The organism is Taibaiella soli (genome assembly GCF_003236175.1).
Classification (GTDB): Bacteria; Bacteroidota; Bacteroidia; order Chitinophagales; family Chitinophagaceae; genus QKTW01.
Genome location: NZ_QKTW01000018.1, coordinates 195151 through 206567, shown reverse-complemented (window position 1 = coordinate 206567; position 11417 = coordinate 195151). Strand labels below are relative to the sequence as shown.

Here is an 11417-nt window from a genome sequence, read left to right as displayed (position 1 = left end):
AAAAGCATCAACATCGAACCTCAGAACTCCGACGTCCGGGTAAAAAGCATCGGCATCGAAGTTCAGCATTACCCCGCCGAAATTTTTAATCCCCTCCCCGGTACGTCTTCCTTATCCACTGTCAATTGTCCATTCTCAACTGTCCATCGTCAATTGATTAACCTTTAACAATTTTTCAATTCTTTAATTATATTTACAGGATACAACTTGCGAATTTTCGTTTATGAATAGAAAAATCTTATCCTTCCTGTTCCTCGCCGGATTGGTTTCCGTTTCATTCTTTGCTTGTAAGAAAAAATCGGAGACACCGTTGCCAAACGATTCTGGATCTTCCTATTACCCGCTTCGTGTAGGTAAATTCATTATTTACGACGTAGATTCTACTATCTGGAATGATTTCGATTGTTCAAAAGTTGTACACAGCTACCAAATGCGCTACGATTTCGTAGATACATTCCTCGATAACAGCGGCAATAAATCTTACCGTGTGGAAACAAGTATCCGCACAGCTGATACGCTGGACTGGACGCCGAGCAATGTGTTTTACGCAACAATTGCAGGTAATCAGATTCAGACAGTAGAAAGCAATCTGCGTTTCATCAAACTGGTTCTGCCAATCACAGAGGGTCAATCCTGGAATGGTAACAGCATGATCCAGACAAACGATCAGGATCTCGGTTATTTCTCCGGCTGGAATTATACCTATAGCAATGTAGGAAAGCCATATATCCGCGATAGCTTTAACTTTGACAATACGGTAACCGTAAACGAAGCGGACATGGCAACCAACGATCCGGATACCATGCCAACTGCTTATGCTGATAAAACCTACTCGCAAGAAGTTTATGAAAACAACGTAGGTCTGGTGTACAAAGAACTGACGCACTGGACATACAACTATACGCCTGGCGGTACTACCAACTGTCGCAAGGGCTATAGCGTTGTGATGCGCGCCATCAGCAATAACTAATTATAAGTAGTAAAGAGATGATAAATTTTGTGAGAAAGGCCTGTTGTTGTTTGTTGTTAGTGCTTATGGCTTTCGCGAGCCAGGCATTGCAACCACAATGGGCCTTTCGCGTGTCGTTTACCAATAAGAACGGAACATCCAGCCTGTCAAATCCGCTGGCATTCCTCTCGCAACGCTCGCTAGACCGTCGCAGCCTGCATTCTATTGCAGTGGACAGCACAGACCTGCCGGTTTCTCCGGCATATATTGATTCCGTACTGGCGATTACGGGTGGCAAGCTACATGTAACCTCCCGCTGGCTCAATCAATGCGTTGTTTTACTCGATGATTCTTCCAAAATTTTATTGCTGCTGGGCAAGCCCTATGTAAACAGTGTAAGACTGGTAGGCGTTTATCCGCAGGGATTGCACAGATTGTCGGGTAACGGCAATACTACGTTGCCGGGCAACGCACAATCTTCGTTTTCGCAGCTGGCCCGCACAACGGGTTCCGCCGCTTATTACGGAGGTTCTTACACGCAGATTGCAATGGTGAATGGCGATTTCCTGCATGATAATAACATGAAGGGCTCCGGTGAACTCATTGCAGTACTGGATGCCGGCTTTTCGAATACGGACCTGCATGTAGGCTTCGACAGCATGTTTAATAATGGCCGCTTGCTAGACGCGCATGATTTTGTGCTGGATACAAGCTATGTATTCTCCAATTCTATTCACGGCACCGCTGCCCTCTCTACGATGGCCGGAAATATGCCGGGGAAATATGTTGGAACTGCACCGGAAGCGATGTATGTACTCTATCGTACAGAAGATGAAACACTCGGCATTGATCGCGAAATAGAAATGGACAATCTGCTGGCGGGCGTCGAACGTGCCGACAGTATTGGTGCCAATATCGTTACCGCTTCGGTAGGTTATTTTGATTTTACCAATCCGACATTTACATACACTTCAGCACAGCTCGACGGAAAAACAACTCTGGTAGCTATTGCAGCCAATACTGCCACAAAAAAAGGAATGCTCTTTTTCTCCACAGCAGGCAATGAAGGCTCAAGCGGGTTACTTAGTCCGGGTGATGCAGACAGCGCCATGAGCGTAGGCAGCGTAGATCAGAACCGGGCGCCGGCAGTGTCAAGCGGTTACGGACCAAACGCTGCGGGAATAGTAAAACCTGATGTCTCCCTGATGGGCGAACCCGCAACCATTTTATCAGGAAGCGATTCTGCAGTATCAGTAGCGAGTGGTACTTCTTTCGCAGCGCCACAGCTGGCAGGCTGGGCCGCGTGCTTGTTGTCAGGCAAACAAAACTTATCTCCGTTTACAATCAGAGACGCCATTAGCCGCAGCGCAGATCACTACACGGCTCCTGGTGTGCAGCTTGGTTATGGAATTCCGGACTTTCATAAAGTAGCGTCCTATCTGGGCCTTGGTGTACATGACATACCAGCGCCTTCCGGCAGCGATCTGATGGTTGTCTGGCCTACCGTTTTTAATCAGCTGATCTACGTAAAATTTTCATTGCAGGAAATACAAACGGTACAATGCGTACTGACCGATGTTACCGGTAAACAGATTTTCAAGCAGCAATTGTCGGTACAACACACCACAGACTGGTTTACAATTAACATGCCGCCAGCATTACCTTCCGGAATGTATTTTTTTACAGCGGTTGGCAAAAATGGTAAGCAGACAATAAAACTGATGAAGAACTAAACGATTCTTTTTAACACTGCAATAAACATACTATCGGCCTGATTCGTCAGGCCGTTTATTATTTGCATTGATTCTATTTCAAGCGATGTATCCTTGATTGCAGCTGCTACAACGTTTTCATTTTCGGCTTTGAAAACAGAACAAGTGATATAAAATATTTTCCCGCCTGGCTTTACCTTATCAGCAATATTGTGCAAGATGGTGGTTTGCCTTTTGCTGATTTCTGTAACGAATTCCGGATCGAAGAAATAAAGCTGCTCTGGAGTACGCGCCCAGGTGCCGGAACCGGAGCACGGCACATCTGCAATGATATTATCAAACTGTTGACTGCCTAATTGCAGTTTTAACTGGCTGGCATCGGACACATCAAGCGTATATGATTTCGGTGCGGAATAGCCATACTGATTAAAACGCAAACGCAGATTATGCAGAATACTATCACGAACATCTGAAACAGTGATGGTAACCGATGGTTCCAGATCCTTTAGCAGCAAAGACTTTCCGCCCGCGCCTGAACAGCAGTCGTACCAATTTTCTTTCTTTTTCGGTTGAAAGAAACTGCCCGTCTGTTGTGACGAAGCATCTTGCACCACATACCAGTCGGCGGGTAAAATTTTATCGACAGAAGTACCGTTGTGTAAGGCTACGCAATGATCATTCACAAAAGAAAAGGCGATATTTTCTGCGGTTAACTTCTTGACTACTGCACTTTTTTCTTTCCGTATCCGAATAAATAACTGCGGTTGATGCCACATGGAAAGCAACCATGCTTCATTTTTTATTCCTTCGGATAATGGCAACTGTTGCGGAAAAATAGCAGGGATATTGAGTTCAATACCTCGCTCTTTCAAAAATTGCATCTTCTCTTCAACAGGTGCCGATAAAATAGCTTCGGGAAAAGATGGCAAAAATGCTGCTGTATGTTTTTCCGGATTATTGCAGAGAAATAGCGCTACGCGAATGACTTCTTCCAAATTGGCGTCAGGCATTACCAAGGCTTTTCTACAACGATAATAACTATAAACCATAGCCGAAAGCAATTTCCGGTCGCGACTGCCCAGCTTCGGATACTGGCGAAAATAATTTTTCAGATAATGTGTGAGCGGAAGACGACCATCGTACTGCAATAAAGCCTCAATATGTTGCCAGATATAGCGCATCCCGCGAAGGTACGTTTTAAACGTTGGTCCTTTGACAAGTCAAAAGTCAAAAGTCAAAAGTCAAAAATTCGAAACCTGCGAAAAACACATTTATCACATTAAACACATTCGCCACATTTTCATTATCACATTATCACATTAATTTTGGCGCGCAAAAACAAAAACGCTGATGAATCATCATATCAAAACTTTAAAAGAGGCCATAGAACCAGTTCGTCAAAGACTGATCGCGCACCCGGTTTATAAAATGGTGCGCACGCCAGAAGATCTCCGCGTATTTATGGCGCATCATATTTACGCTGTTTGGGATTTTATGTCATTGCTGAAATCGTTGCAGCAGTCACTTACATGCGTATCGTTGCCCTGGGTTCCCGTTGGCTCTGCGAATACACGCTATCTGATCAATGAAATTGTAGCCGGAGAAGAAAGTGATATTGACGAGGCGGGCAACCGAATCAGCCATTTTGAGTTGTATCTGAAAGCGATGCACCAGAGTGGCGCCAGTACGGAAGCGATTCATCAATTGATCGGGCAGCTGAAAACAGGCAAAACGATTACCGAAGCGATCGATGCAACAATACAGAGCGAAGGCATTCGTCAATTCCTGAAATTTACGTTTGATACTATTGCAACAGGCAAATCTTATCTCGTAGCATCAGTGTTTACATTTGGCCGTGAAGATTTGATTCCGGATATGTTTCTGCAACTCGTCAATGAATTTTCAGAAACATCAGATGTTTCATTCAGCATTTTCAAATACTACCTCGAACGTCATATTGAAGTAGATGGCGATCATCACAGTCATCTGGCCATTGAAATGCTCACGGAACTTTGCGGTGCTGACGAAACCAAATGGGCAGAGGCTACACACTATGCCAAAGCGGCAATGGAAGCGAGGATTATCCTTTGGGACTTTGTCGTTAATTCATTAAAAATTTAACGGGCTAATTAAGTCGTTATAAAAAAAGGGTTAAGTGGCGACAACCATTTAACCCTTTACCAATTTAATTAATTGACCGGCTTACCGATTGATAAACTTCGGATGAATCAAATTTTCGAAAGAATAAATCTCATCCCATTTTTCCTGTGTAATCAGTTTTCTTTCCTGTACTACGATTTCATGAACTGATTTCCCGGTCTGTAATGCTTCACGGGCAATACTTGCAGCGATTTCATACCCGAGAATCGGATTAAGCTGCGTTACAATACCGATGCTGTGCATCACCATTTCTTTAGTGCGTTCTACATTGGCTGTAATACCAACCACACATTTTTCGCGCAGCATATCACAAGCGTTTGAAAGATATTCCAAAGAAGTAAACAACGCAAAACCAATCACAGGCTCCATAACATTCAGCTGTAACTGTCCGGCTTCTGCAGCCATAGTAACAGTAAGATCCGCGCCAATTACATAGAAACAAGTCTGGTTCATCGCTTCTGGAATCACCGGATTTACTTTGCCCGGCATAATGGAAGAACCCGGCTGCATTGGCGGCAGATTGATTTCATTGAAACCACAACGCGGACCACTACTCAGCAAACGAAGATCATTACAAACCTTGCTCAGCTTTACAGCACAACGTTTCAGCGTGCCACTCAATTGTACGTAAGCGCCAGTATCGTAAGTAGCCTCAATCAAATCCGGCGATAACCCAACAGGGATACCACTTACTTCCGCCAGATGTTTGATACAAGCGTCAGCATAACCTTCCGGCGCGTTCACACCCGTACCAATCGCAGTAGCGCCCATGTTCACTTCGGTAATCAGTTTCTGCACCTCTTTCATGCGCAATACATCTTCACCGATCGTTGTAGCAAATGCGTTGAACTCCTGACCCATTGTCATTGGTACTGCGTCTTGCAACTGTGTACGGCCCATCTTCAACACATTGTCAAATTCTTTTCCTTTATTATAAAATGCTTCCTGTAATTTCTCCAGCGCTGCAGTAAATTCGTCGATCTTCATGAATACCGCCATGCGAAAGGCCGTAGGATAAGCGTCATTCGTGCTTTGGGAACAGTTTACATGATTGTTTGGATGCAGATATTGGTATTCACCTTTTTTGTAGCCCATGTATTCCAGACCAATGTTCGCGATTACCTCGTTTACGTTCATATTGCAAGAGGTACCGGCGCCGCCTTGTATCATATCGCTTACAAACTGATCAAGGAATTCGCCTGCAATCAAACGATCGCTGGCGTACACAATAGCATCTGCGATCTTCGGATCAAGCACGCCACATTCTTTATTGGCGAGTGCTGCTGCTTTTTTTACATAAGCAAAGGCCTTGATAAAAAGGGGTTCTTTACTGATGGGCGTACCTGTAATATTGAAATTTTCTTTGGCGCGCAAGGTTTGTACGCCGTAATATTTATCGTTGGGGATTTGCTTTTCTCCCAGGAAATCATGTTCTACTCTATACGTTTGGATGTCCATAAAATCGTTTTTCAGGCTGTTTGCCGGGTAACGAATATACGGTTTTCAATGGTGAACAGTCAATGGTGAATGTTGGTGAAACGTGAAAAGTCAATGGTGAATGGTCAATGGTGAATGGTGAATGGTGAATGGTCAATGATAATTGGTCAACTCAGTATTCTTGCCCTTCGCCTCTGCTTAGGGTGACACTCATTTCACCTTAACCAGTGCTTTTAAGAATATACGCTACCGCGTTTGTCATGCTGAGCGGAGCCGAAGCATTGTACAAAACTCGCGCAATTGACGTATTACGGGTATTCACCGTTCACTATTGACCATTCACCATTGACCACTACATTATTTTCAGACTGCGCATCAGTTCGTCCTTATAAATACCACCCACCGGGACTTCCTGCTTGTCGAGCTTCACCATGTTACCTTCTATTTCAGTAATGAATTTCCGGTTGATGAGATAAGATTTATGCACACGAATAAAAAACGGAAACGCGCTTAAGTCTTCTTCCATGCTTTTCATCGTACTATGCGTAATGATCTTTTTTTGTGCAGTATGAATGATCAGGTAATTTTTCAACCCTTCAATAAAAAGAATATCCTGTGGATTTAACTGGATATACTTGCCGTCACTTCTGATAAAAATGCTGTCGTGTTGCGGTTTAGAAACAAATTCCTGAATTACTACCTGCGACTGTACCGGCTGTTTTAACGCCCGCGCCTTACTAACAGCTTTCAGAAAACGTTCCAGCGAAATTGGCTTGAGCAGATAATCTACAACATCCAGTTCAAAACCTTGCACTGCATATTCTGAATAAGCTGTGGTAAGAATAATCATAGGCAATTGACGAAGTGTACGGATAAAATCAAGGCCGCTGAGCTCTGGCATCTGAATATCGAGAAACATCAGATCAATTTGCTCTTTGTTGAGCATCGCAAATGCCTGCACGGCATTCGTACATTTCCCTACCAGTTCCAGTCCTTCTGTTCCGGAAATATAATGCTCGATCACATCTTGCGCCAGCGGTTCATCATCTACTATAAGACATCTCATGTTGTACAAGTTTTATCTGAAGGTTTACATCGTATAAATTTTCCTCATTGCGGATATTCAGGTCATGGCGCTGTGCATAAATCAGCTGCAAACGTTTCTGTACATTATCCAGTCCGATACCGCCAGACTTGTTCGTATGGCCATTTATCGGGCGTTGCTTATAATTATTCAGACATTGAAAATACAAAGTGCCGGTAGTTTCATCCACTTTTATTTTGATAATCACAAATGCATCCGCCGCTTGTGAATCAAGTCCATGTTTCACAGCATTTTCCACAAAAGAGATCAGCATATTGGGCGCAATCACATAACGCTGCAAATCGCCGCTAATCTCCAGATGAATCGCTTCTTTGTTCGACATCCGCACTTTTTCAATATCAATATAATCACGCAATACGGCTACTTCTTTTTCCAGCGATACAAAATCGTTCTTCGATTCGTAAAGCATATAACGCAATATTTCAGACAGCTTCAAAACCACACCAGGTGTATCATCTGATTTTTTCAATGAAAGTGAATAAATGCTATTCAGCACGTTGAATAGAAAATGGGGATTGATTTGAGATTTCAGCAATGCCAGCTCGGCTTCCAGTCTTTTCTTCTCCAGCAAGGCCATTTCCTTTCTTCTTCCACGAAAGTAATATTGCATGAAATAGCCCATTCCAAAAATCAACGAGCTAACCGCGAGATCTGTGGCTATGCTGAAATAATAATCAAACGCAGACATCTTCGGGCCTCTGTCTTGCAGATTGATCGCACTAAAGTCATATTTATGTGCTTTGGGATAATGATGAATCAGCCATTCACTATAATTGCCGATCACGAATACAAAGAAAATCAGTGTCGCCAGAAAAGTTCCGGCAAACATCAGATGTTTTCGTTTCATGAGCAATTTACCGATCAGCACGCTATTGGTAAAATAGATCTGGGTCATGAAAATCAATTGCATAATGATCACATGCACCCACGCATTTGCGTAGCCATTTGGCACAACGTCATTCCGGTAATTGTTGTATAACGCATCCCACAGCAACAGCCACACGTACAAATTCAGCATGAAGCGGCTGCCCAGGAAATTGAGTATTTTCTGAAATTGTTTCATAAAGAATACGTTCCGGTACAAATATGCGATTTAGCGAGTCAAAACCATTGTTCATTTGTACGAAACGCCGGGATTTTAGGATGAAAAGCCGGGATTCTTTGACATCTTTCCCTGGATATATTTGGTCAAATAGTTGATACTGTTGGTCAAAACAATTTTAGCACGGTCAAAAGATTGCGTCTTTTTGTGTCATAAAAACACAACGACATGAGAACAAAATTATTACTCCTGTTACTGACGATCTCCATGCTGGCACAGCGTTCCTCCGCTCAACTGCCAGCCTCTCTGCAACAACATCTGCAGGATACCCTTAACCATATGCAGGCTCTCTACAAATTCAAAGGACTGCAGGCAGCTGTGAATTATAAAAACATCGGCAACTGGAAAGGCTCTTCTGGCGTTTCACAAGATGGTGTACCCATGGCCGACAATATGCTGATTGGCATTGGCAGCAACACCAAAACTTTTGTAAGCGCCATAATGCTGAAGCTCTATGAAGATGGCCAGGTCAATCTCACAGATACCATCGGCACCTGGATCCAGGGATATGCAAATATCAACGGCGCAATCACCATCAAACAAATCTTAAACCACACCAGCGGCATTTTCAGCTATACCGAAGATCCTCACTTCTGGGATTCTGTAAACCTGAACATGAATAAGATCTGGACGAAAGAGGAATTGTTGCACGATTTCGTAGGAACGCCAGACTTCGCGCCAGGTGCGAGCTGGAACTATAGCAATACCAACTACATCATTGCAGGTATTATTGAAGAAGCGATAACAGGTCGTCAGATGTATCAACTGCTGCGCGATAGTATTTTCAACCCGGTTCAACTGAATGAAACTTTCTTCCCTCCTTATGAAACAGTGACGTTGCCTTATGCGCATTACTGGACTTACATCGGCCACAATTACATCGAAGACGCAAGCCCTTACCTTTCCGAAGAATTGTACAGCATCGCCAATTCTGCTGGTGGCATCGTCTCTACAGCGTCTGACGACGCAAAATTCTGGCAGGCGCTTTTCAACGGTGACATCATCAAAAAATCGACACTCAATAACGAGATGCTGCAATGGGTAAATATCAGTTCTACAATCGGCTATGGCCTGGGTATTTTCAGAGAACGTTATCTCAATAATACCGTATTCGATCATGGCGGCACATGGGTAGGACAAATCAACTCTAACCTGATGGACACAGCGCGGGGTATTGCAATCACCGTGCTCTCAAACCAGGACAGTCTGTCTAATACATTCACTGAAAAAGTAGTAACAGCACTGTATAAAGTACTCCTCACCAATGCGCCAACGGCTGTCAACACTATCAATATCGCAGCCAGCGAAAATCTATTCTACCCTAACCCCGCGAAAGATCAGCTCTTCCTGAAAAGCGCTGACAACAAGACTAAGACGGTTTCTATTACAAGCATTGACGGTAAAGAAGTGTTCAGCCGGCAATTCAACGCAGGTCAGTCAGTACATATTGATCTGAGTAATTTCTACACGGGTCTGTACATCGCTACCATTATTGAAGATGGACAAATAACCGACAGACAGAAAATTCAGATCATTAAATAATCGCGCGGGCGCAGGAGTTAGCGTAGCGCTCCGGTGGCTTGAAGACTGCCAGTCTCCAGACTGCCGTTGATGAGTACAGTCTGAGACTGCAAAGTATTATCGACACGAGTCGCCCTTCGAAAGAATCACGCCAGTAAAGAGAAAAGCCGCGGCATCTGCCTCGGCTTTCTATTTTTTATTCTGGCGCAAATGTTTCGAAGGGATCACTTGTGTCTACCCAATTCCAGCCGATTGCATCGGCACGATCTAATGTTTTTCAATTTCCGCCAGCGGAAAAATATCCTTCGCACGAATGCCTTTGTCCGTTTGCTGTAGTGTGCAACATTCGTTTTTAAAATCATGTTCGAAAAACAGTACCCAATTATTGGCAACCGCTTCTGTCAGGATTTTTCTTTTTTCGTTTAAAGTATCCAGCGGACGCATATCATAACCCATTACCCAAGGCATTGGCAGATGCGATACAGCAGGCATCAGATCCGCGCAATACAAAATCGTACGGTCGTTGTAACTAATCTGCGGGAGCATCATGCTATCGGTATGACCATTTACATAGCGAATACGAATGTCTTCAATCCACTCTTCACCGTCCGCCACTTCAATAAAACGCAGTTGACCACTTTCCTGAATCGGCAAAATATTTTCCTTCAGGAAAGACGCCTTCTCACGATCATTTGGATTTACCGCACTGTCCCAATGTTTTTTGTTACTCCAGTAAAGCGCTTTCGGAAAAGCCGGCACCAATTTGTCGCCTTCTTTTTTGATAGAACCACCACAATGGTCAAAATGCAGATGCGTTAAAAACACATCCGTGATATCATCCGGCGTATAACCGATTTCCTTCAGCGATTCCTCCAACGTAGGACCAAACGGATAATAATACCCGAAGAATTTATCATCCTGTTTATGTCCCATCCCGTTATCGATCAGAATGCGATAGTTACCGTGCTCAATCAGCATACAGCGCATCGCCCAAGAGCACATATTATTGTCATCGGCCGGGTTCACTTTATTCCACATGCTTTTCGGCACCACGCCATGCATTGCGCCACCATCCAGTTTAAAATAACCCGCGTTTACTGCAAATATTTTCATCGTTATAAAATTTACCCCAACCCCTAAAGGGGCTCATATGTTATCTAATAAAAACTCATCGCTATCCCATCCAGCCCAACCCCTAAAGGGGCTTCACTCACTATCGCATTATTCAATATTATCGCATTAAAAAGCACATTACCCACATTCATCACATTCCCCACATTCATTTTGCATCTGTCACCCTGAGCGCAGTCGAAGGGCGCATTATCGCATTAAAAAACCACATTCCCCACATTCATCACATTCCCCGACATTCATTTTGCACCTGTCACCCTGAGCGCAGTCGAAGGGCGCATTCGCATTAAAAAACCACAT

General features: G+C 43.8%; 9 protein-coding genes. 4 read left to right on the top strand and 5 right to left on the bottom strand.

Going from position 1 to position 11417, the window contains the following annotated elements:
- Positions 1-223 precede the first annotated feature (223 nt).
- Both DN068_RS13890 and DN068_RS13885 read left to right on the top strand, forming a co-directional pair.
- Entirely contained in the window at positions 224-970 is a 747-nt protein-coding gene (locus tag DN068_RS13890) for a hypothetical protein (RefSeq protein WP_110999531.1), read from the top strand.
- Positions 971-1035: 65 nt separating this feature from the next.
- Positions 1036-2682, top strand: coding sequence for a S8 family peptidase (locus DN068_RS13885; protein WP_165836398.1), 1647 nt, complete (start codon positions 1036-1038; stop codon positions 2680-2682).
- Here the strand turns inward: DN068_RS13885 and DN068_RS13880 are convergent.
- Entirely contained in the window at positions 2679-3842 is a 1164-nt protein-coding gene (locus tag DN068_RS13880) for an RsmB/NOP family class I SAM-dependent RNA methyltransferase (RefSeq protein ID WP_110999529.1), read from the bottom strand. The two genes, DN068_RS13885 and DN068_RS13880, sit on opposite strands and share 4 nt — an antisense overlap.
- Before the next feature lie 169 nt (positions 3843-4011).
- On the opposite strand from DN068_RS13880, the gene DN068_RS13875 reads away from it, so the two are divergent.
- A complete protein-coding gene (locus DN068_RS13875; protein ID WP_110999528.1) occupies positions 4012-4782 on the top strand; it encodes a DUF3050 domain-containing protein in 771 nt (256 codons plus the stop codon).
- Between the two features lie 81 nt (positions 4783-4863).
- Here the strand turns inward: DN068_RS13875 and aspA are convergent, their stop codons facing one another.
- The 3 genes from aspA to DN068_RS13860 form a co-directional block, all read right to left on the bottom strand.
- Entirely contained in the window at positions 4864-6279 is a 1416-nt protein-coding gene (aspA, locus tag DN068_RS13870) for an aspartate ammonia-lyase (RefSeq protein ID WP_207798935.1), read from the bottom strand.
- Between the two features lie 331 nt (positions 6280-6610).
- Positions 6611-7324, bottom strand: a complete 714-nt coding sequence (locus DN068_RS13865; RefSeq protein ID WP_110999527.1) for a LytR/AlgR family response regulator transcription factor — start codon at positions 7322-7324, stop codon at positions 6611-6613.
- Positions 7302-8426 carry a sensor histidine kinase gene (locus tag DN068_RS13860; RefSeq protein WP_110999526.1) on the bottom strand — a complete coding sequence of 375 codons (1125 nt, stop codon included), beginning with the start codon at positions 8424-8426 and terminating at the stop codon, positions 7302-7304. Before DN068_RS13860 ends, DN068_RS13865 begins: the two co-directional genes overlap by 23 nt.
- Positions 8427-8633: 207 nt before the next feature.
- Here DN068_RS13860 and DN068_RS13855 point away from each other — a divergent pair, with 207 nt between their 5' ends.
- Positions 8634-10007, top strand: a complete 1374-nt coding sequence (locus DN068_RS13855; protein ID WP_110999525.1) for a serine hydrolase — start codon at positions 8634-8636, stop codon at positions 10005-10007.
- Between the two features lie 246 nt (positions 10008-10253).
- Here the strand turns inward: DN068_RS13855 and DN068_RS13850 are convergent, their stop codons facing one another.
- The gene (locus DN068_RS13850; RefSeq protein WP_110999524.1) at positions 10254-11099 is read right to left on the bottom strand and encodes an MBL fold metallo-hydrolase; all 846 of its coding nucleotides are present in this window, start codon (positions 11097-11099) and stop codon (positions 10254-10256) included.
- Between the last annotated feature and the right edge of the window lie 318 nt (positions 11100-11417).

Coding starts and splice junctions, on each gene's coding strand:
- DN068_RS13850 (WP_110999524.1), bottom strand. CDS start 11,099: ATGAAAATATTTGCAGTAAACGCGGGTTATTTTAAACTGGATGGTGGC.
- DN068_RS13855 (WP_110999525.1), top strand. CDS start 8,634: ATGAGAACAAAATTATTACTCCTGTTACTGACGATCTCCATGCTGGCA.
- DN068_RS13860 (WP_110999526.1), bottom strand. CDS start 8,426: ATGAAACAATTTCAGAAAATACTCAATTTCCTGGGCAGCCGCTTCATG.
- DN068_RS13865 (WP_110999527.1), bottom strand. CDS start 7,324: ATGAGATGTCTTATAGTAGATGATGAACCGCTGGCGCAAGATGTGATC.
- DN068_RS13875 (WP_110999528.1), top strand. CDS start 4,012: ATGAATCATCATATCAAAACTTTAAAAGAGGCCATAGAACCAGTTCGT.
- DN068_RS13885 (WP_165836398.1), top strand. CDS start 1,036: ATGGCTTTCGCGAGCCAGGCATTGCAACCACAATGGGCCTTTCGCGTG.
- DN068_RS13890 (WP_110999531.1), top strand. CDS start 224: ATGAATAGAAAAATCTTATCCTTCCTGTTCCTCGCCGGATTGGTTTCC.
- aspA (WP_207798935.1), bottom strand. CDS start 6,279: ATGGACATCCAAACGTATAGAGTAGAACATGATTTCCTGGGAGAAAAG.
- DN068_RS13880 (WP_110999529.1), bottom strand. CDS start 3,842: ATGCGCTATATCTGGCAACATATTGAGGCTTTATTGCAGTACGATGGT.